The organism is Alloyangia mangrovi, assembly GCF_002300555.2.
Taxonomy (GTDB): Bacteria; Pseudomonadota; Alphaproteobacteria; order Rhodobacterales; family Rhodobacteraceae; genus Salipiger; species Salipiger mangrovi.
In genome coordinates, this window is sequence record NZ_NTHN02000076.1 from 1 (window position 1) to 18,264 (window position 18,264).

The 18,264-nt window shown below is 66.6% G+C and carries 21 protein-coding genes and 1 pseudogene; 8 read left to right on the forward strand and 14 right to left on the reverse strand.

The window, feature by feature from the left end; translation table 11 throughout:
• On the reverse strand, window positions 1-832 hold an 832-nt coding region (locus tag CLG85_RS24610; protein WP_260350199.1), incomplete at its 3' end, for an NAD(P)H-hydrate epimerase.
• Between the two features lie 172 nt (window positions 833-1,004).
• Here CLG85_RS24610 and CLG85_RS24615 point away from each other — a divergent pair.
• The 5 genes from CLG85_RS24615 to CLG85_RS24635 all read left to right on the forward strand — a co-directional run bounded on the left by CLG85_RS24615 (window position 1,005) and on the right by CLG85_RS24635 (window position 5,022).
• Window positions 1,005-1,343 (forward strand): P-II family nitrogen regulator, encoded by a 339-nt coding sequence (locus tag CLG85_RS24615; RefSeq protein WP_108965157.1) that lies wholly within the window; start codon window positions 1,005-1,007, stop codon window positions 1,341-1,343.
• Between the two features lie 100 nt (window positions 1,344-1,443).
• Window positions 1,444-2,850, forward strand: coding sequence for a type I glutamate--ammonia ligase (gene glnA / locus CLG85_RS24620; protein WP_224846340.1), 1,407 nt, complete (start codon window positions 1,444-1,446; stop codon window positions 2,848-2,850).
• A 143-nt stretch (window positions 2,851-2,993) separates the two neighbouring features.
• The gene (locus tag CLG85_RS24625) at window positions 2,994-3,218 is read left to right on the forward strand and encodes a hypothetical protein (protein WP_095883173.1); all 225 of its coding nucleotides are present in this window, start codon (window positions 2,994-2,996) and stop codon (window positions 3,216-3,218) included.
• Between the two features lie 129 nt (window positions 3,219-3,347).
• A complete protein-coding gene (locus CLG85_RS24630; protein ID WP_095883172.1) occupies window positions 3,348-4,154 on the forward strand; it encodes a lytic murein transglycosylase in 807 nt (268 codons plus the stop codon).
• 130 nt (window positions 4,155-4,284) lie between these two features.
• Window positions 4,285-5,022 (forward strand): hypothetical protein, encoded by a 738-nt coding sequence (locus tag CLG85_RS24635; protein ID WP_095883171.1) that lies wholly within the window; start codon window positions 4,285-4,287, stop codon window positions 5,020-5,022.
• Here the strand turns inward: CLG85_RS24635 and CLG85_RS24640 are convergent.
• From CLG85_RS24640 to yajC, 11 genes and pseudogenes are all read right to left on the reverse strand, one after another.
• The gene (locus tag CLG85_RS24640; protein WP_095883178.1) at window positions 5,019-5,750 is read right to left on the reverse strand and encodes a heme-dependent oxidative N-demethylase family protein; all 732 of its coding nucleotides are present in this window, start codon (window positions 5,748-5,750) and stop codon (window positions 5,019-5,021) included. The genes CLG85_RS24635 and CLG85_RS24640 overlap by 4 nt on opposite strands.
• A 5-nt stretch (window positions 5,751-5,755) precedes the next feature.
• On the reverse strand, window positions 5,756-6,295 hold the full coding sequence (locus tag CLG85_RS24645; RefSeq protein WP_235865448.1) for an NUDIX hydrolase: 540 nt from the start codon (window positions 6,293-6,295) through the stop codon (window positions 5,756-5,758).
• A gap of 70 nt (window positions 6,296-6,365) precedes the next feature.
• Window positions 6,366-6,917 carry a DsbE family thiol:disulfide interchange protein gene (locus CLG85_RS24650; protein ID WP_235865447.1) on the reverse strand — a complete coding sequence of 184 codons (552 nt, stop codon included), beginning with the start codon at window positions 6,915-6,917 and terminating at the stop codon, window positions 6,366-6,368.
• On the reverse strand, window positions 6,910-7,068 hold the full coding sequence (gene ccmD / locus CLG85_RS24655; RefSeq protein ID WP_095883170.1) for a heme exporter protein CcmD: 159 nt from the start codon (window positions 7,066-7,068) through the stop codon (window positions 6,910-6,912). Before ccmD ends, CLG85_RS24650 begins: the two co-directional genes overlap by 8 nt.
• Entirely contained in the window at window positions 7,065-7,793 is a 729-nt protein-coding gene (locus CLG85_RS24660; RefSeq protein WP_095883169.1) for a heme ABC transporter permease, read from the reverse strand. The genes ccmD and CLG85_RS24660 overlap by 4 nt, the downstream gene beginning before the upstream one ends.
• Before the next feature lie 81 nt (window positions 7,794-7,874).
• Window positions 7,875-8,531 (reverse strand): heme exporter protein CcmB, encoded by a 657-nt coding sequence (ccmB, locus tag CLG85_RS24665; RefSeq protein WP_095883168.1) that lies wholly within the window; start codon window positions 8,529-8,531, stop codon window positions 7,875-7,877.
• Window positions 8,528-9,142 (reverse strand): heme ABC exporter ATP-binding protein CcmA, encoded by a 615-nt coding sequence (gene ccmA, locus CLG85_RS24670; protein WP_095883167.1) that lies wholly within the window; start codon window positions 9,140-9,142, stop codon window positions 8,528-8,530. The genes ccmB and ccmA overlap by 4 nt, the downstream gene beginning before the upstream one ends.
• Window positions 9,143-9,276: 134 nt before the next feature.
• A pseudogene (locus CLG85_RS24675) lies at window positions 9,277-9,631 on the reverse strand (Mth938-like domain-containing protein).
• A 367-nt stretch (window positions 9,632-9,998) separates the two neighbouring features.
• Complete coding sequence (gene secF, locus CLG85_RS24680; RefSeq protein WP_095883165.1) at window positions 9,999-10,967, reverse strand: protein translocase subunit SecF; 969 nt, start codon at window positions 10,965-10,967, stop codon at window positions 9,999-10,001.
• A 3-nt stretch (window positions 10,968-10,970) separates the two neighbouring features.
• Window positions 10,971-12,632 (reverse strand): protein translocase subunit SecD, encoded by a 1,662-nt coding sequence (gene secD / locus CLG85_RS24685; protein WP_095883164.1) that lies wholly within the window; start codon window positions 12,630-12,632, stop codon window positions 10,971-10,973.
• Window positions 12,633-12,658: 26 nt separating this feature from the next.
• Window positions 12,659-12,946, reverse strand: coding sequence for a preprotein translocase subunit YajC (gene yajC, locus CLG85_RS24690; RefSeq protein ID WP_092431329.1), 288 nt, complete (start codon window positions 12,944-12,946; stop codon window positions 12,659-12,661).
• A 213-nt stretch (window positions 12,947-13,159) separates the two neighbouring features.
• Here yajC and CLG85_RS24695 point away from each other — a divergent pair, with 213 nt between their 5' ends.
• Genes CLG85_RS24695 through CLG85_RS24705 form a run of 3 tightly spaced genes read left to right on the forward strand, consistent with a single transcriptional unit; the run spans window position 13,160 to window position 15,941 of the window.
• Window positions 13,160-13,882: a trypsin-like serine peptidase gene (locus CLG85_RS24695; RefSeq protein WP_235865446.1), complete on the forward strand. Its 723-nt coding sequence runs from the start codon at window positions 13,160-13,162 to the stop codon at window positions 13,880-13,882.
• Between the two features lie 49 nt (window positions 13,883-13,931).
• Complete coding sequence (serS, locus tag CLG85_RS24700; RefSeq protein WP_095883163.1) at window positions 13,932-15,224, forward strand: serine--tRNA ligase; 1,293 nt, start codon at window positions 13,932-13,934, stop codon at window positions 15,222-15,224.
• Between the two features lie 15 nt (window positions 15,225-15,239).
• Window positions 15,240-15,941 (forward strand): TspO-related membrane protein, encoded by a 702-nt coding sequence (locus CLG85_RS24705; RefSeq protein ID WP_095883162.1) that lies wholly within the window; start codon window positions 15,240-15,242, stop codon window positions 15,939-15,941.
• Window positions 15,942-16,105: 164 nt separating this feature from the next.
• On the opposite strand, the gene CLG85_RS24710 is transcribed toward CLG85_RS24705, so the two are convergent.
• Both CLG85_RS24710 and der read right to left on the reverse strand, forming a co-directional pair.
• Window positions 16,106-16,390 carry a hypothetical protein gene (locus CLG85_RS24710; RefSeq protein WP_095883161.1) on the reverse strand — a complete coding sequence of 95 codons (285 nt, stop codon included), beginning with the start codon at window positions 16,388-16,390 and terminating at the stop codon, window positions 16,106-16,108.
• A 254-nt stretch (window positions 16,391-16,644) separates the two neighbouring features.
• Entirely contained in the window at window positions 16,645-18,126 is a 1,482-nt protein-coding gene (gene der, locus CLG85_RS24715; RefSeq protein ID WP_095883160.1) for a ribosome biogenesis GTPase Der, read from the reverse strand.
• Window positions 18,127-18,264 lie beyond the last annotated feature (138 nt).

Sequence of the window (18,264 nt, forward strand, 5' to 3'; positions counted from 1 at the left end):
GCCCCGCGCCGATCCGCAACGCCGCCCGGGCGGCCAGGCGGGCAGCGCCGGTGCGCCCGAAGCCACCGCTCAGAACCAGCGCGTGACCATGACCGTATTTGTGCCCGCCGCGCTTGGCGAGCGCGACCGTCGGCGCCTCGACCAGCGCCACGGGATCAGTCACCAGCCCGTCCGGCAGGCCGATCTGCGCCACCTCCAGCGCGCCGCAGAGCGCGGGCCCCTCGCCCAGGTAGTGCCCCAGCTTGGCGGCGTGGAAACTGACCGCGAGGTCTGCGCGGAACACCGCGGCATCGTCCCCGCCGATGCGCCGCCCCGAATCCGCGCAGAGCCCCGAGGGAAGGTCCACCGCCACCCGGTGCCAATCGGCGAATCCCGGCATGTCGAGGCTGGAGAGGAGCTGCGCCACCTCTGGCCCTAGACCGCGGGTGAGCCCTGTCCCGAAGAGCGCGTCGATCAGAACCCCCTCGGGACCCGCGGCCTCGGGCCGCGCATCGGGCAGCCGGCCCACCGGGCCGAGCGCCGACCAGCGGTCATGGTTGAGCCGCGCATCCGGCGGCAGACGCGCGGGATCGCCCAGAAGGAAGACCTCCACCCGCCAGCCGAGCCCGGCCAGCAGCCGCGCGATGACGAAGCCGTCACCGCCGTTGTTGCCAGGACCGCAGAGCACCACGGCGCGCGACGGTGCGGGGGCCAGCGAGGGCCATTTCCGCAGCATCGCGGCGACCACGCCCTGCCCCGCCCGCTCCATCAGATCGGCGCCGCTGCCCGCCCCGCGCGCCATCCCGATCCGCTCTGCGTTGCGCATTTGCGTGGCGGTCAAAAGGGCGCTCATGCGGCGCGCATCCGCGATTCAAAACTGCTCATTTGACGAGCGACTTGCGCAAAGAATAACCACATGCCAAAAATCGCCTCATATTTCCCTGCCGGGAAACCCTATCCGATTGTCGCGGTCGATGAGAAGTGGTCTGGCAGGGTCCGACACGGGACCACGAGGAGACAGGGCCATGAAGAAGGTCGAGGCGATCATCAAGCCGTTCAAGCTCGACGAGGTTAAGGAAGCCTTGCAGGACGCAGGCATCCAGGGCCTCTCTGTGCTCGAAGTGAAAGGCTTCGGTCGTCAGAAAGGCCACACCGAGCTCTACCGGGGCGCGGAGTATGTGGTTGATTTTCTTCCGAAGGTGAAGATCGAGGTCGTCCTCGACGACGACCAGGTCGACGCCGCGATCGAGGCGATCATCTCTGCCGCCAAGACCGACAAGATCGGCGACGGCAAGATCTTTGTCAGCCCCATCGAGCAGGCCATCCGTATCCGCACCGGCGAATCCGGCTCCGACGCGCTCTGAGCCAAATCCGCCCTGCGCTGTCTTCCGCCCGCCACCGGGACGGGGCGGAAGACCACACACCAGAACAAACCGGACCCAAGTACAGAAAGGGAAGAAGGGAATGAGCAAGGACGCAGTTCTCAAGCTTATTAAGGATGAGGACGTAGCCTACGTCGACATCCGCTTTACCGACCCGCGCGGCAAGCTCCAGCACGTGACCGTCATCGCCGACCTCGTCGACGAAGACTTCCTCGACGAAGGCTTCATGTTCGACGGCTCGTCGATCGCCGGCTGGAAGTCGATCGAAGCTTCCGACATGAAGCTCATGCCCGACACCGAAAGCGCCTACATCGATCCGTTCTACGCCGAGAAGACGCTCTGCATCCATTGCTCGGTGGTCGAGCCCGACACCGGCGAAGCCTATGACCGCGACCCGCGCGGCACCGCGATGAAAGCCGAAGCCTACCTGAAGTCCTCGGGCATCGGCGACTCGGCCTACTTCGGCCCGGAAGCTGAGTTCTTCCTGTTCGACGACGTGAAGTACTCGGTGACCCCGAGCAAGGTGTCCTACGAGGTCGATGCAGACCACGCGGCCTGGAACACCGACGCGGACTTCGAGATGGGCAACCTGGGCCACCGTCCGACCTACAAGGGCGGCTATTTCCCGGTGAACCCGATGGACGACGGCCAGGACATCCGTTCCGAGATGCTGTCGACCATGAAGCGCCTCGGCATGAAGGTCGACAAGCACCACCACGAAGTTGCGACCTCGCAGCACGAGCTGGGGCTGATCTTCGGCACGCTGACCAAGCAGGCCGACGAGCTGCAGAAGTACAAGTACGTCATCCACAACGTGGCGCAGGCCTACGGCCGTTCGGCAACCTTTATGCCGAAGCCGATCAAGGGCGACAACGGCTCGGGCATGCACGTGAACATGTCGATCTGGAAGGACGGCAAGCCGCTCTTCGCAGGTGACAAATACGCGGACCTGTCGCAGGAAGCGCTGTACTTCATCGGCGGCATCCTGAAGCACGCCAAGGCCCTCAACGCCTTCACCAACCCGGCCACCAACTCCTACAAGCGTCTGGTTCCGGGCTACGAAGCTCCCGTCCTGCGCGCCTACTCGGCACGCAACCGCTCGGGCTGCGTCCGTATTCCGTGGACCGAATCGCCGAAGGCAAAGCGTGTGGAAGCCCGCTTCCCCGATCCCTCGGCCAACCCCTACCTGTGCTTCGCAGCGCTCCTGATGGCCGGCCTCGACGGCATCAAGAACAAGATCGATCCGGGCGAAGCCATGGACAAGAACCTCTACGACCTTCCGCCGGAAGAGCTCGCAGAGATCCCGACCGTCTGCGGTTCGCTGCGTGAAGCGCTCACCGAGCTGGAAGCCGACATGGACTTCCTGCTGGCCGGCGACGTGTTCACCAAGAGCCAGGTCGAAGGCTACATTGCTCTGAAGATGGAAGAGCTCGAAGCCTACGAAATGACCCCGCACCCGGTCGAATTCGCGATGTACTACAGCTGCTGATCCCGCTCTTGCGGACAGTACGGAAAGGCGCCCTCCGGGGCGCCTTTTTCATGCCGGAATTCTGCCCTGCATTCTCCAGATTGCCTCATGAGTGTGGACCTCGAGGGAATTTCTACCTCGCAAGACACAGAGGGCTTTTCAGCATGAACAAGGATTTCACCGGGCGCTCCGGAACGGCCTCGCGGCCATATCAGGCGCGGAGCGTCGCCACAGAGCCGGGGACGCGGTTCGCCGCCCATCCTGAAGAGGACTCCCGCGCCCGCAGGCGGCGGGTGCAGCGGCTGGCCCTGCTGAGCTTCAGCCTTGTCACACTGTTGAGCCTTGCCGGGATGATCATCACCCGCGCGATGGAGATCGCCTCGCTCTGACGCGCCCTCTCCGGGCTGCGTCTTGGCAAACTCCCGCCTTGTGACCCGGCGTCTGCCCGCCGTCCCTTTCCGCACCGGGGGCCGCGCACTAGGTTGCTGCGGCACATGCGTTTGTTCGGAGTCCCAAGAATGCGTCGCACCCTAATGAATATCCTCGCAGCCGCCTCGCTGTCTCTCTCGGCCGGAACCGCCATGGCAGCCAGCTGCGGCAACACGGCCTCGGGCTTCGATGCGTGGAAACGCGAGTTCGCCGCCGAGGCGCAGCGCGCGGGCGTGGGCGACCGCGGCATCCAGGCGCTGATGAGCGCCCCCTACTCGAGCTACACGATCAAGGTCGACCGCAGCCAGAAGGGTGTGAAATACCCGCTCGACGAGTTCATCCGGATCCGCCTCGGCTCGGTTGACGGCTTCGCCGCACAGGTGCGCAAGCGCCGCGACCAGAACCCGCAGTTCTTCAACGCCATCGAGCAGCGCTACGGCGTGCCCGCCGGCATCCTGCTGGCAATCCACGGCATGGAGACCGGATTCGGCCGAACCATGGGCAACGTGCCGGTGATCTCCTCGATCACTACCGTGGCCTATGACTGCCGCCGCGCGGCCTTCTTCACCCCGCATGCGATCGCGGCACTGAAAATGGTCGACCGCGGCATGCTCTCGCCCAGCCAGCAGGGCGCGGCCCATGGCGAGCTTGGCCACACCCAGTTCCTGCCGGGCAATGCGCTGCGCTACGGCGTCGATGGCAATGGCGACGGGCGGGTCGATTTCTACAACCAGTACGACGCGCTGGCCTCCACCGCCAATTATCTTCGCCAGAAAGGCTGGCAGCCCGGTCAGCCCTTTGGCGAGGGCACCGCGAACTTCCGCGTGCTGAACGAGTGGAACGCGGCGACGGTCTACCAGCAGGCGATTGCCCTGGTTGCCCAGAAAGTCGGCTAGTTTACATTTCTGCAACCCGGGGTGGTCTGATTTTTTTGTAAATCGTCCTCCCCGGGACCCGTTTGAGACAAAGTTCCTCCTCATTTGACGCGCAGAACCGGCGTCAAAGACTTTCAGAAGGAACCTGAGGATGACGGGCAAAGCCCCCTACGCGGCCCTCTACCTGCCCGACACGGCAAACCCGGATCTCGTTCAGCTGCTGAAGACAGCTGGCAAGACCTTGCTTGCTCATGACAATTCCTCGGGCCGCCCGCTGCTGGTCTCGCGCCGCCGCCTGGCATTGATGGGCGACCGCATGGGGCTCTGCCTGACTCATTTCGACGGAACGCGTGGTACGCCGCGCATCGTGCTGCGGGTGCTGAGCCGCGAGGGCGGTCTCGCCAGCGGCCCCAAGGCCATCGCGCTGCTGCTCGAAGCGGTGCGCCGGCTCTCGCCGCTTTGCGCGGCGACCGAGATCGAGTGGCTCTCTCCCCGCACCCGGCTCGCCCCCGAGACCCTGCCCGACCAGCTGACTCGCCCGCCGCGCAAACGCCTTGCGCCGATCGATCCTGCCGCCGAGAAGCTGCTGGTCGAGGGCATCCGTGACGCCATGGCCGCCACCCTCACCGATCCGGCCGAGCCGACGATTCCCAGGGCCCCGGGCTTGCCCATGGTCGTTCCCGTGTCCGATCCGGCGCAGACCCGTCTGTCGCTGGCGGCCTGGGCGATGACCGGGCTTCTGGCGATGCTCAACCTGCCCATCGCGCTGGTACTGGCCGCCATCGCGCTGAAACGCGGCATGGACTTTCGCCTTGCCACGCAATTTCTCACCTTCACCGTTCTGGGTGTCTTCCTCGACAACTCCGGACTGCTGAACCTGCCGCTCTAAGGCGTCTCCGGTCCGCGCTCGATGACGTAGGTGTGGATCGAGAAGACCACCGCCTCCGTCTCGGGCAGCCGCACGAGGCATTGGCGCTCCGAGCGCAAGTAGGGCGCGGTCGCGGGGTTGGCCCGGTCGTTGTTGCTGCGTCGCGGTCCTGGCTGAAACAGGGTGGGATCGTCGTGGAACAGCCGGTTGACCCGCACCAGCGGCTTGCCCGGCCGCACCCCGTCGAAAAGCCGCTGCACCCGGCGGCCGATGTTGTCATCATACTCGGGGATCGGCACGTGGATGATGCTGAGCGGGCGCGAGACCTTGTCCGCCAGCCGCCAGCCCGCCGGGAAGCAGAGCACCGCCCCGGTCAGCACGTGCTCCTCGCCGCGCTTCTGCAGCAAGCATAGGTCCTCCTGCACCAGCACGCCGAGCGTGCCCATGGGATCTTCCCGGTCGAGCGTCACCTCGACACCGTCGGGTCGGGTCACCACCTCGCCCGAGCGCGTGAACGCCTCGGGAAGATGCGCCAGCACCACCTCGAGCAGCTCCTGCGCCGCGGGCATCGCCTCGGGCTCGATCGCCAGCACCGCCTCGCGCCGCGTCGACAGCAGGCGTGCGCGCTCGGCCATCTGCGCGGCGTAGGCGTCGTCGACCTTCAGCCAAGCCGCAGGATCGAGCGGGGCGATCCCCGGCAGGGGCTTCATCTGGGTCAGGTCATGCGGAATCCGCGCCTGCAGGATCATCGTCATCACTCTCCGGTCTCGGCCCTCCAGAGGGGCAGCTTCTCGCGCAGCACGCAGACAGAGTGCTGCGGCGCGTAGCGCGGCAGATCGTCCAGCGCCACCCAGCGAAGGTCGTGTGATTCCTCGTTTCCGAGCAAGGCGTTCGCTGGGTCAGCCTCGAAGAGAAACCGCAGATCGTAGTGAAAATGTGCAGGCGCGTCCGGGCGGGCGGGAATCTCGTGGATGTCGATGTCGAAAAGCCGCGGCGACATCAGGCGTGCGCGCTGGCCGGTCTCCTCGAAGACTTCCCGCGCAGCAACGCCTGCCACGTCCGGATCGCCGTCACAATGCCCGCCCGGCTGCAACCAGCGGCCCAGCTTGGCGTGGTGCACCAGAAGCGTGAAGCCCCGGCAGGGAGAGACGACAAAGCCCGAGCCGGTGACGTGGTCCTCGCGCGGGTCTCGTCCGTAGGGATCGGCAACGCGCGTCATCAGCGCGCCGAGCGCGGCCCAATTCTCGCGGTCGCGCGCGTCGCGCAGCTCCATGGTCCACGGCAGATCCGTCATGCTCTCGCCTCTCATGACAAGGCCGGAAGCGATGCTCCCGGCCCTTTCAGTGTCTTCATGCTGCAAGCGCTCATGGCTCGAGGTCACGCCCCAGCGCCTTTTCCAGCGCCGGTAGAAAATCCTCGGTGTAGAGCGTCCCGGCCAGCGGGCCGACGTGCTTGTGCAGCACGGTGCCGTCGCCGCTGAGGATGAAGGTCTCGGGCGGGCCGGTCACGCCCCATTCGATCGCCGCGCGCCCCTGCGGGTCGTAAGGCACGCCGATGAAGGGCGAGCCGTCCTCGGTCAGGTAGCCCGAAGCCGCCCCGGTCTTGTCCTTGTAATTCACCCCGACGATGCGCACGCCCTGCTCCTGCAGGTGAAGCAGCACCGGGTGCTCGGCCCGGCACGGCGGGCACCAGCTGGCCCAGAAATTCACCACGGTCACCTCACCGGTGCGCAAGTCGGCATCGTCCGCCGAGGGGAAGCCTTCGAGCGTTGCGACGGGCAGCGCCGGCGCGGGCTTGCCGATGAAGGTCGAAGGCAAGCTGTTCGGATCGCCGCGCTGCATGCCGAAATAGGCCATCACCGCGAAGGCGGCGAAGATCAGCGGCGGGATCACCATCAGCGGCGAGACCTTAGGCATGGCGTTTCACCCTCTGTTCGATCTCCTCGAGCTCGGCACGGACGCGGCGGGCACGGCGAAGGCTCACGGCGACCAGCGCGATGATCAGCGCCAGGCTCACCCCGTAGGAGGCCAGCACGGCAAAGGCGTATTTCCCCAGATCGGGCATCATGTCCGGCCCTCCCGTGCCAGCAGCGCGCGCGAGCGGCGGGCGCGGATTTCGGTTTGGGTGCGCAGGAAGACCAGCGCCACGAAGAGCAGCACGAAGCCGGCGATGCAGACCAGCAGCGGGTACCAGAAGACGTCGGCGACGTTCTCTTCCTTGTCCATCGACAGCGAGGCGCCCTGGTGCAGCCCCTGGTTCCAGAACAGCACCGCGTAGCGCGACAGCAGCGCGAAGACCGAGCCGACGAGGCAGAGGATCGAGGTCAGATCCGCCGCCGTGTCGTCGTTCTCGATCGCCGACCAGAGCGCCATGTAGCCAAGGTAGAACAGGAACAGGATCAGGAAGGATGTCAGCCGCGGGTCCCAGGCCCACCAGGTGCCCCACATCGGCTGGCCCCAGAGCGCACCGGTCGCCAGCGCGATGATGGTAAAGGTCGCCCCTACCGGCGCGGCGGCGCGGGCGGCCAGCGCCGAGACGTGGTGCCGGCGGATGATCCAGATCAGCGAGGCGACCAGCATCATGATCCAGGCGTTGATCGCCATCAGCGCCGAGGGCACGTGCAGATAGATGATCTTGACCGTCGCGCCCTGCCGGTAATCGTCGGGGGTGAAGAAATAGCCCCAGACAAGCCCCGTCACGAGGCAGAGCACCGCCGCGACCGACACCCAGGGCAGGATGCGGTCCGTGGTGCGGATGAACTTCACCGGATTGGCGTATTCCCAGATCGACATGCGGCTCCCCTAGCCCAGCTCGCGCCCTTTTACACTTCAAATATTCGGCAGCGGCAATGCTTGCCGCCACACTGCGTCCTCTCAGCGCAGGTTGATCCTGAGCACCGCGGCGCTGGCAAAGGGCAGCAGCGCCAGCGTGCCGAAGCTGATCCCCGCCAGCATCAGCAGCGGCGTCTGCACCGCCAGCCCCTCGGCCCCCCGCCGCGCCACCTCGGCGCCGAAGATCAGCGTCGGCACGTAGAGCGGCAGCACCAGGATCGACAGCAGCAGCCCGCCTCGTTTCAGCCCCACGGTCAGCGCCGCGCCGAAGGTGCCAATGACCGAGAGCGCCGGGGTGCCGAGCGCCAGCGAGACCAGTACCCACAGATAGCCCGAGGGCGGCAGGCTCAGCAGCACGCCTAGCGCCGGCGCGGCCAGCACCAGCGGCAGGCCGGTGGTGATCCAATGCGCAAGCGCCTTGATGGTGACGATGCCCTCCATCGGCAGCGGCGCAGTTGCCAGGAGGTCGAGCGAGCCGTCTTCCCAGTCGAGCGCGAAGATGCGGTCCAGCGACAGCAGGCAGGCCAGCAGCGCGCCGATCCACAAGATGCCGGGCGCAATGCGGCTCAGCAGGCCGGTCTCGGGGCCGACGCCGAAGGGGATGAGGACGGTGACGATGAGGAAGAAGGCGAGTCCGAGCCCGAAACCCCCACCCGCGCGAACTGCGAGCCGCAAGTCCCTGAGAAGAAGTGCAATCACAGGAAGGCCTCGTCTTCCAGAGACACCCTCGGCGCGGCCTTGAAAGGGGTCACGTCGAGCACCTGCGCCTCGCCCAGCCCCAGATCGATATGGGTCGCCAAGAGAGCCGAACCACCTTCAGCCAGATGCCTCCGCACCGCCTCGGCAAAGCGCGCCACCGAGGCCGTGTCGAGCGAGACGGTCGGTTCGTCGAGGACCCAGACCGGACGGCCGGTGACCATCAGCCGCGCCAGGCCGAGACGGCGCTTCTGACCCGCCGACAGCGTGCCCGCCATCCGCTCCTCGAGCCCGCGCAGATCGAAAGCGTCGAGCGCCGGCTCGATGTCCGTTTGCGCGAAGACCTGCGCCCAGAAGCGCAGGTTCTCGGTGACCGAGAGCATGGATTTCAGACCGTCGGAATGGGCGGCATAGGCAATGCGCTCGCCCGCCCCTTCGATCTCGCCCTCGAAGGCGGGCTGCAGCCCGGCGATGGTGCGCAGCAATGTGGTCTTGCCCGAGCCGTTCGGCCCGCGCAGCACGAGCGCGCGCCCGGGGGCGAGCGTGAAGCTCAGCGCCTCCAGCACCGGCACGCCGCCCCGGGCCACGGCAAGATCGCGAACAGTCAGGTTCATGCCACGGGCTTATCCCAGCCGGATGGCCCGGGGAAGCGCGAAAGCCGCGCCGCGACAAGCTGTTGCAGGATCATGGCTGGTCCGGCACAGGCCCGCGGGCGGGCCGGACTGGCTGGGGCTCCCGGCGCGCCGGGTCAGACCGGCATGGCCGCCAGGGCAACCCGGCGTCCCTCGCCCAGCAGCACGTTGTAGGTGCGGCAGGCCGATGGCGAGTTCATCACCTCGACCCCGACGCCGGCTTCCTCGAGCCGGGATGAGAGGGTCTTGGGCAGCAACGCGATGTCGCCCCCCCGTGCCGACAAAGAGCACATCGATCTTGCCCGCGAGCGAGATCAGCGTGTCCTCGTCCGACAGTCCCGCCCAGGGCTTCATGCCATCGGGAGAGATGCAGACGCCGCCATCGACGGGGCGTCCGCCAACGCGAAAGAAGCCGGGGCCATAGCCCTCGACCGGCATCGCGTCGCTGAAGTTGATTTCGTTCATCCGCATGGTTCTTCCCCTAGTCCCATACAGGCGGCCCGAAGCGGACCGCGTTCCCTATGAGTGCGCGAACCACACTATGCACCCCCTCCCAAAACGATGCACGGAGCGTGGCTATGCCGCGCAGCGGCAGCATAGGGCAGAAAGATGTAAAATCAAAGGAATTTAACCCACGTGAACAACGTCCCGCTGCCCCGGGGCGGGCGGCAGGTGTCGAATGCGGAGGGTCAGCATAGCGGTAATATGCGAAAGCAACAAAGCCCTAGACGAAAGTCTAGGGCCTTGCAGTCGCGCCGGCGTAAAAACCCGGCAGTTTGTTCCGAGAACCCGCGTCTCGGGGCACTTCAGGGCCAGTCTCCCGGCCCCGAAAGCCGACTCAGACGCTGCTGCCGTTCTTCTTGGCATCCGCTTCGGCCTCGGTCTTGGTCCAGTCGCGCTTGACGCCGAGCCAGAGCAGCACGGTCGAGGCGACGAAGACCGAGGAGTAGGTGCCGACGAAGACGCCCCAGATCATCGCGAAGACGAAACCGCGGATCACGTCCCCTCCCAGCGCGAAGAGCGCGAAAAGCGCAAGCAGCGTTGTGAAGGAGGTCATGAAGGTCCGGCTGAGAGTCTCGTTGATCGAGAGGTTCAGCACGTCCTTGAGGTCGGTCTTCTTGTATTTGATCAGGTTCTCGCGGACTCGGTCGAAGACCACAACGGTGTCGTTCAGCGAATAGCCGACGATGGTCAGCAGCGCCGCGATGGTGGTCAGGTCGAACTTCATCTGAAGCTCGGAGAAGACGCCGATAGTCAGGATGACGTCATGCACCAGTGCCAACACCGCACCGAGCGCGAACTGCCACTCGAACCGCAGCCAGATGTAGATCAGCACCGCGCCGATGGCGAGCACCACCGCCTCGACCGCGGTCCAGATCAGCTCGCCCGAAACCTTGGGACCAACCGATTCTACCGAGACGAACTCGATGTCCGGCGAGACGCCCTGCAGCGCCGCCTCGACCTGAGAGATCGTCTCGGGGGTGACGGCCTCTTCCTCGTTCTGCGCCTGGATGCGCACCATGGCGACGTTCTGATCGGGCCCGAAAGAGGGGTCGAACACCTCGGAGATGACCACGTCGCCCAGCCCCAGCGCGCCGAGCGCGTCGCGGTAGGCGCCGACGTCCACGGCCTCGGCGCTCTGCGTGCGGATGGTGGTACCGCCGCGGAAGTCGATGCCGTAGTTCAGGCCCCGTGCGCCGAAGCTGACCAGCGCCAGCACGATCATCAGGCCAGAGATACCGAACCACAGCTTCCAACGCTTGAAGAAGTCGAAGCTCGTATTGTCGGGAATGACACGAAGACGCATGGCTCAGACCTCGATGGTTTTGGGACGGCGGCGTTCGAACCACATCGCGATCAGCAGCCGGGTGACGTAGATCGCGGTGAAGACCGAGGTGACGATGCCGAGGCCGAGGGTGATGGCGAAGCCGCGCACCGGACCCGAGCCCATGACATAGAGGATGATCGCCGTGATGATGGTGGTGATGTTGGCATCGACGATGGCCGAGAGCGCCTTTTCATAGCCGAGCTCGATGGCGCGGGCCGGACCGCGCGCGGTCTTCAGCTCCTCGCGGATACGCTCGAAGATCAGCACGTTGGCGTCCACCGCCATACCGACGGTCAGTACAATGCCGGCAATGCCCGGCAGCGTCAGCGTGGCGCCGATGAGCGACAGCAGGCCGAAGATCAGCCCGACGTTCACGACCAGCGCGATATTGGCGAAGATGCCGAAGAGACCGTAGCTCGCCCACATGAAGCCGAGCACCGCGACGAAGGCCACGCCGGTTGCCAGCTTGCCCGCATCGATGCTGTCCTGCCCCAGCTCCGGACCGATGGTCCGCTCCTCGAGGAAGTCGAGCCCGGCAGGCAGCGCGCCGGCGCGCAGCAGCACGGCGAGATTGGTGGATTCCTCGACCGAGAACTGGCCGGTGATGATGCCCGAGCCGCCCGGAATGTGGCTCTGGATCACCGGCGCCGAGATCACCTCGTCATCGAGCACGATGGCGAAGGGCGAGCCGATGTTGGCCGCGGTGTAGTCGCCGAACTTGCGCGCGCCGCTGGGGTTGAAGCGGAAGGTCACCGCCGGGCGGCCGTTCTGGTCGAAGCTCGGCTGGCTGTCCGTCAGTTCCTCGCCGGTCACCACGGGTGCCTGCTCGAGCACGTAGTAGACGCCCTCCTCGTTCATCGCGGGCAACAGCTCGTTGCCCACGCCGGGGGTGGTGTCGGCGTTGGTGGTACGGCTGACGACCGGCTGGAAGGTGAGCTGGGCAGTGGTGCCGATGATCTCCTTGAGCTCGGCAGCCGAGCCGATGCCCGGCACCTGGATCAGGATGCGGTCGCTGCCCTGGCGCTGGATCGTCGGCTCGCGGGTGCCGACCTCGTCGATGCGGCGGCGGATGATCTCCAGCGACTGCTGCATGGTACGCTCGTCGGTGGCCTGTTTCTCGGCCTCCGAGAGGGTCACGACGAGCTCGTCGCCCTGGCCGCTGACATCGAGGTCGTTGGAGCCGGCGCCGGTGAGCGAGGTCACGGGACGCGCAAGACCGCGCACCAGTTCCAGCGCGCGGGCCATGCCGTCGGGGTTGGAGATGCGCACGCGCAGCTCGCCGGCGGGCGAGGGCTGCAGGCGGATTGTGCCGACCGTATCGCGCTCGGGGCGCAGGATGTCGCGCACATCGGGCCAGAGCGCCTCGAGCCGCGAGGCATAGACGTCGGCGACCTTCACCTCGGCGAGCAGATGCGCACCGCCGCGCAGGTCGAGACCGAGGTTAACCAGCCCCGAGGGCAGCCAGTTCGGCCAGCTTGCGGCGGCGGCCTCGCGCTCGGGCGTGGCACCCGACTTCTCGATGGCGGCAACCGCATCATTGTGGGATTCTACACGGCTGTAGAACAGGTTAGGGCTGGCCAAGGCCAGCCCTACGATCACGAGCGCCCAGATTGTCAGGCGTTTCCAAAGATCGATCTGAAGCATTGTTCTGGGGCGCTTTCGCGTTGGGATCAGGATTCGGCGGGCTCGGTCTTCGACAGGACCTGAGCAACGGTGCTCTGGATCACGCGAACCTTGACGCCCTCGGCGATCTCGACCTCGACCTCGCCGCCTTCCTTGACCTTCACGACCTTGCCGATGAGGCCACCCTGGGTGACGATCTGATCGCCGCGGCGCAGGGCGCTGACCATCTTCTGGTGCTCCTTCACCTTCTTCTGCTGCGGACGGATCAGCAGGAAGTACATGATGCCGAAGATCAGGATCAGGGGGACGAACTGGGCGACTGCGCTGCCATCCATGGGCGGGCTCCTCTTGGTGTCTATGGGGGCTCCCCCCCGCAAAATTTGGCCGGAACCTATGTGCGATCCTCCGCCGATGCAAGGCGCGATGGGAGGGGGCATGTCCCATGCAGGGGCGATGCACGCGGCGTGCACACACCTATGCGCGATGGACGCGGCCGGGGCGGGCCTCTACCTTCCGCTGCGAAACCCGGCAAAGACGGCAAGGATACGATGACACCCTTCCGCATGGCGCGTCTGCCGCGTCTCCTCCCGCTCCTGCTCTGCGCCCTGCCCGCAGCGGCGCAAGACCTCCCGCCGCTGCCGCCAGGGGACCACGCCGCGTGGCAGGCGATCGGCCGGGTGAACACCCGCGGCTACAACCGGCGCGGCATGTGCTCGGGCACGCTCATCGCCCCTGCCCTCGTGCTCACCGCCGCGCATTGCGTGGCCGGTCCCGAGGGCGACCCGGTGGACCCCGCCCGGCTGCATTTCGTTGCCGGCTGGTTCGGCGGGGACTATGCGGATCACGCGCAGGTTGCCTCCTACGAGGTGCACCCCGAGGCTTACAAGGACCACCGGCTCGACATCGAGCACGACCTCGCCCTGCTCGCCCTTGCCCGCCCGCTCGAGATCGCGCCGCTGACGCTCGGCAGCACGCCCGCCCCGCCCTTTGCGCTTCTCGGCTACCATGACACCCAGCCCAACCGGCTCTCGGGGCGCTTCGATTGCGACGGGACCCGCGCGCATGCGCTGCTGCGCCTGTCCTGCCCGGTGCGGCCCGGCAACTCCGGCGGGCCGGTGCTGGTGCGGGAGGCCGATGCCCCCGATGCCCCCGATGCCCCATGGCGCGTCATCGGCGTTGTCAGCGCCACCAATGCGCGCAGCACGCTCGCCGTGCCCGTGGATGAGTGGCTTCGCGCGCATCTTACGCGCGGCGCCCCCTACACTCCCTGAGCGATTCAGGGCATAACCCGCGCGAGTCGCACACAAAGAGGACAGACCGATGCACGACATCCGCGCCATTCGCGAAAACCCCGCCGCCTTCGACGCGGCGCTCTCGCGCCGGGGTGTGGAGAATGCCTCGGCCCCCGTGCTGGCGCTGGACGAAGAGCGCCGCACCGCGATCCATGCCGCTGAAACCGCGCAGGCCGCGCAGAACGCCGCCTCCAAGGACGTCGGCAAGGCGAAGGCCAGCGGCGACGAGGCCGAGTTCGACCGCCTGCGCGTGCTGGTCGCCGAGAAGAAGGCCGAGGTCGCCGAGATGCAGGCCAAGGCCAAGGAGCTCGATGCCCGGCTCACCGACATGCTGATGGGCATCCCCAACCTGCCGTTCGAGGACACGCCCGACGGCGCCGACGAGAATGACAACGTCGAGATCCGCCGCTGGGGCACGCCCAAGAGCTTCGAGTTCACGCCCAAGGAGCATTTCGAGCTGCCCTCGGTGATCCCCGGCATGGATTTCGAGACCGCGGCCAAGCTCAGCGGGTCGCGTTTCGTGGTGCTCTCGGGCGCCGTCGCTCGCGTGCACCGCGCGCTGGCGCAGTTCATGCTCGACACTCATGTCGAGGAGAACGACCTGTCGGAGACCTGGACCCCGGTACTGGTGCTCGACGACATGATGTATGGCACCGGCCAGCTTCCGAAGTTCGGCGAGGACAGCTATCAAACCCGCGAGGGCTGGTGGCTGGTGCCCACCGCCGAGGTGACGCTGACCAACATGGTCAACGGCATGACCATCGAGGAATCCAGCCTGCCGCGCCGCTACGTGGCGCACACCCAGTGCTTCCGTTCCGAGGCGGGCTCGGCCGGCCGCGACACCGCGGGCATGCTGCGCCAGCACCAGTTCGAGAAGGTCGAGATGGTCTCGATCACCCATCCCGACACCTCGCGCGACGAGCTCGACCGGATGACCAAATGCGCCGAGGGCATCCTCGAGAAGCTCGGCCTGCCCTACCGCACCGTGGCGCTCTGCACCGGCGACATGGGCTTCGGCGCGCGCCGGACGCATGACCTCGAGGTCTGGCTGCCGGGGCAGAACCAGTACCGCGAGATCAGCTCGGTCTCGGTCTGCGGCGACTTCCAGGCGCGGCGGATGAACGCCCGCTTCAAGCCCGCGGAAGGTGGCAAGCCCGAGTTCCTGCACACGCTGAACGGCTCTGGCCTCGCCGTCGGGCGCTGCCTGATCGCGGTGCTGGAGAACGGCCAGCAGGCGGACGGCTCGGTCGATCTGCCCGAGGCGCTGCATCCGTGGCTGCGCGGCAAGACCCGCATCGCCGCCGACGGCACGCTGGTCTGAGGGGCGGGGTCCGAGATGATCTGGGTCCGGCCGCTCCTGCTGTTTCTCGCGGCGCTGGGGTTCGCGGCCTCGCCGCTGGTCTTCCCCGGGTTCAACGGCTTCGCGCCGGACGCCTTTCCGGTGTCCCAGATCGACCCGCCGGTGCAACCGGCGGGCTACGCCTTCGCGATCTGGGGCGTCATCTATCTCTGGTTGATCGCCGGCACCGGCTTCGGCCTGCTGCGCCGGTCGGACGACTATGACTGGATGGACCACCGCGACCCGCTGCTGATCAGCCTCGCGGTGGGCATCTTCTGGCTGCCGGTGGCGCAATTCTCGCCGATCGCCGCCACCGCGATGATCTGGGTGATGCTGGTGACCGCGCTGGTCGCCCTGTTCCGCGCCGGCGACATGGACCGCTGGTGGCAGATCGCCCCCATCGCGCTCTACGCCGGCTGGCTGACCGCGGCCTCCTGCGTCTCGGTCGGCCTGTTGCTCGCGGGCTACGGGCTGCTGCCCGAGACCCCGGCGGCGCTGCTCGCGCTGGCCCTCGCGCTGACGATCTCGGTCATAGCGCAATACCGGCTGCACCGCGCGCCGCTCTACGGGATCACGGTGATCTGGGCGCTCATCGCAGTGATCGTGGCCAACGCCAGCCCGCTGAACTTCGCGGTCGCCGGGCTTGCGGCGGCGGGCATTTTCGCGATCCTCGCGCTGCGCGGCACCGACACCGAGTAGGCGGTTTTCCGCGCCTCGAAAAGGATCACCTCCGCGGAGTGACCCGCGGAGGTGACAGTTGGCGTCGAAGGATCGACCCGAAGTTCATCCGGAGCCTCAAGGATCAGGAGTATCGAGACCTCCCCCCCAATCGACCCTGGCCTCCCTTCCGGCGAAGGCTGTGGTCAGTCGGTCGGGAAGATCGTCACCGTGGTGCGGATCTCGTAAGGCAGGATGACAATCTCATGCACCTCGGGATCGTCGCCTGAGACCGAGATCTGTTTTGCCGCTTCGCAGATATTGTCCGCTGCTTCGGTTGCGGAACCCGCTTTCTCTTCGGCCGCCACGGCGATATCTTCGGACACCGCAATGACGAAACCTTCGCATTTCACCTGTTTGACGTTGGCGAAAGCCGCGGTCGAAGACAGGGCGAACACGGCGGCGATTGCGGAAAGGTGAGTCAATTTCATGTCAAATACTCCAGATCAAAGTGAATCAAAGTTTACCTAGCGTAACTTATCCTTGCAACCTTATGTTGAGGTTCAGGTAAAGAAGGTAAACCATTTTGCGAGAGCACAATCCTTTGACGCTCTCCCGGCACCAAAACTTCTGCCATGGGTTGTTCAGCACCCCCCCAAGCCGATCCGCGGCGGTGCTCCGCCCCCAAATGCAAAAAGCGCCGGAGCGGAGGCTCCGGCGCTTTTCCCATGTTACGGCCCTTGGCTCAGCCCTTCTGCTTGGGCAGCTTGCCGAGGTGCTTCTTGAGCGCGCCAGCGTTCTTCTCGCGGCGGCCCTTGTAGGGGTTCTTGTCCCCCTGCCCGCGCAGCGTCAGGCGGATTGGCGTGCCGGGCATGTCGAAGGCCTCGCGCAGGCCGTTGACCAGATAACGCGTGTAGCTTTCGGGCATGTCCTGCGGGCGCGAACACATGACGACGAATCCCGGCGGACGGGTCTTGGCCTGGGTCATGTAGCGCAGCTTGATCCTGCGGCCCTGCGGCGCGGGCGGCGGGTGGCTCGACACCATGCCCTCGAGCCAGCGGTTGAGCTGGCCGGTCGAGACGCGGCGGTTCCAGGTCGTCCAGGCCTTCATGATTGCCGCATTGAGCCGGTCGAGCCCGCGCCCGGTCTTGGCCGAGACGGTGACCAGCGGCGCGCCGCGCAGCTGCGGCAGCAGCCGGTCGAAGGCCTCCTTGAGGTCGCGCAGCTTCTCCTGCTTGTGCTCCTCGACGTCCCACTTGTTGACGGCAACGACCACCGCCCGTCCCTCGCGCTCGGCGAGGTCGGCGATGCGCAGGTCCTGCTGCTCGAAGGGAATGGCGGCATCGAGCAGCACCACCACGACCTCGGCGAACTTCACCGCGCGCAGACCATCCGAGACCGAGAGCTTCTCGAGCTTTTCCTGTACCTTGGCCCGCTTGCGCATCCCGGCGGTGTCGAAGATGCGCATCGGCACGCCCTCCCAGTCCAGCCGGACCGAGATGGCGTCGCGGGTGATCCCGGCCTCGGGGCCGGTCAGCAGCCGGTCCTCGCCGAGGATCTTGTTGATCAGCGTCGATTTGCCAGCGTTGGGGCGGCCCACGACGGCGATCTGCAGCGGCTTGCCCGCGGTCGGCATGACCAGCTTGGCCTCGCCGTCCTCGTCATCCCCCAGCTCGTCCTCGTCCAGCTCCAGCTCGGTCTCGGGCGCCTCCTCGGCGGCCCGCTCGGCAAAACCGTCGGCCAGCGGCATCAGCGCGCTGTAGAGCTCGGGCAGACCCTCGCCATGCTCGGCCGAGAGCCGGATCGGCTCGCCGAGGCCGAGGCTGTAGGCCTCGAGCACGCCGGCGTCGGCGGCCGAACCCTCGCCCTTGTTGGCGGCAAGGATCACGTGGGCGGAGCGCTTGCGCAGGATGTCGGCGAAAATCTCATCGGTCGGCGTCACGCCGACTCGGGCGTCGATCATGAAGAGGCAGATGTCGGCCATGTCCACGGCGCGCTCGGTGAGCTTGCGCATGCGGCCCTGCAGCGACTCGTCGGTGGCCTCCTCGAGGCCCGCCGTGTCGATGACGGTGAAGCGCAGGTCGCCGAGCTTGCCCTCGCCCTCGCGCAGGTCGCGCGTGACGCCGGGCTGGTCGTCGACCAGCGCAAGCCGCTTGCCGACGAGGCGGTTGAACAGGGTGGACTTGCCAACGTTGGGGCGGCCGACGATGGCGAGGGAGAATGTCATGGCACGCACCTCTTGCGGATTCAAACCCCGCCTTTACCGCAAAGCGTCGGCAGGCGGAAGGGATCTCCGACGTGATGCCGCAGGAGGGGGCTCCGCCCCCGCCCTTCGGGCTCCCCCGGGATATTTGGACCTAGAAGA

Excerpts from the sequence above, each read along its gene's own strand:
- serS (WP_095883163.1), top strand. The coding sequence starts at position 13,932 with ATGCACGACATCCGCGCCATTCGCGAAAACCCCGCCGCCTTCGACGCG.
- CLG85_RS24650 (WP_235865447.1), bottom strand. The coding sequence starts at position 6,917 with ATGCCTAAGGTCTCGCCGCTGATGGTGATCCCGCCGCTGATCTTCGCC.
- CLG85_RS24615 (WP_108965157.1), top strand. The coding sequence starts at position 1,005 with ATGAAGAAGGTCGAGGCGATCATCAAGCCGTTCAAGCTCGACGAGGTT.
- yajC (WP_092431329.1), bottom strand. The coding sequence starts at position 12,946 with ATGGATGGCAGCGCAGTCGCCCAGTTCGTCCCCCTGATCCTGATCTTC.
- glnA (WP_224846340.1), top strand. The coding sequence starts at position 1,444 with ATGAGCAAGGACGCAGTTCTCAAGCTTATTAAGGATGAGGACGTAGCC.
- ccmD (WP_095883170.1), bottom strand. The coding sequence starts at position 7,068 with ATGATGCCCGATCTGGGGAAATACGCCTTTGCCGTGCTGGCCTCCTAC.
- CLG85_RS24625 (WP_095883173.1), top strand. The coding sequence starts at position 2,994 with ATGAACAAGGATTTCACCGGGCGCTCCGGAACGGCCTCGCGGCCATAT.
- CLG85_RS24660 (WP_095883169.1), bottom strand. The coding sequence starts at position 7,793 with ATGTCGATCTGGGAATACGCCAATCCGGTGAAGTTCATCCGCACCACG.
- CLG85_RS24710 (WP_095883161.1), bottom strand. The coding sequence starts at position 16,390 with ATGAAATTGACTCACCTTTCCGCAATCGCCGCCGTGTTCGCCCTGTCT.
- ccmA (WP_095883167.1), bottom strand. The coding sequence starts at position 9,142 with ATGAACCTGACTGTTCGCGATCTTGCCGTGGCCCGGGGCGGCGTGCCG.
- CLG85_RS24645 (WP_235865448.1), bottom strand. The coding sequence starts at position 6,295 with ATGACGGATCTGCCGTGGACCATGGAGCTGCGCGACGCGCGCGACCGC.
- CLG85_RS24630 (WP_095883172.1), top strand. The coding sequence starts at position 3,348 with ATGCGTCGCACCCTAATGAATATCCTCGCAGCCGCCTCGCTGTCTCTC.
- CLG85_RS24640 (WP_095883178.1), bottom strand. The coding sequence starts at position 5,750 with ATGATCCTGCAGGCGCGGATTCCGCATGACCTGACCCAGATGAAGCCC.
- CLG85_RS24705 (WP_095883162.1), top strand. The coding sequence starts at position 15,240 with ATGATCTGGGTCCGGCCGCTCCTGCTGTTTCTCGCGGCGCTGGGGTTC.
- secD (WP_095883164.1), bottom strand. The coding sequence starts at position 12,632 with ATGCTTCAGATCGATCTTTGGAAACGCCTGACAATCTGGGCGCTCGTG.
- CLG85_RS24635 (WP_095883171.1), top strand. The coding sequence starts at position 4,285 with ATGACGGGCAAAGCCCCCTACGCGGCCCTCTACCTGCCCGACACGGCA.
- der (WP_095883160.1), bottom strand. The coding sequence starts at position 18,126 with ATGACATTCTCCCTCGCCATCGTCGGCCGCCCCAACGTTGGCAAGTCC.
- secF (WP_095883165.1), bottom strand. The coding sequence starts at position 10,967 with ATGCGTCTTCGTGTCATTCCCGACAATACGAGCTTCGACTTCTTCAAG.
- CLG85_RS24695 (WP_235865446.1), top strand. The coding sequence starts at position 13,160 with ATGACACCCTTCCGCATGGCGCGTCTGCCGCGTCTCCTCCCGCTCCTG.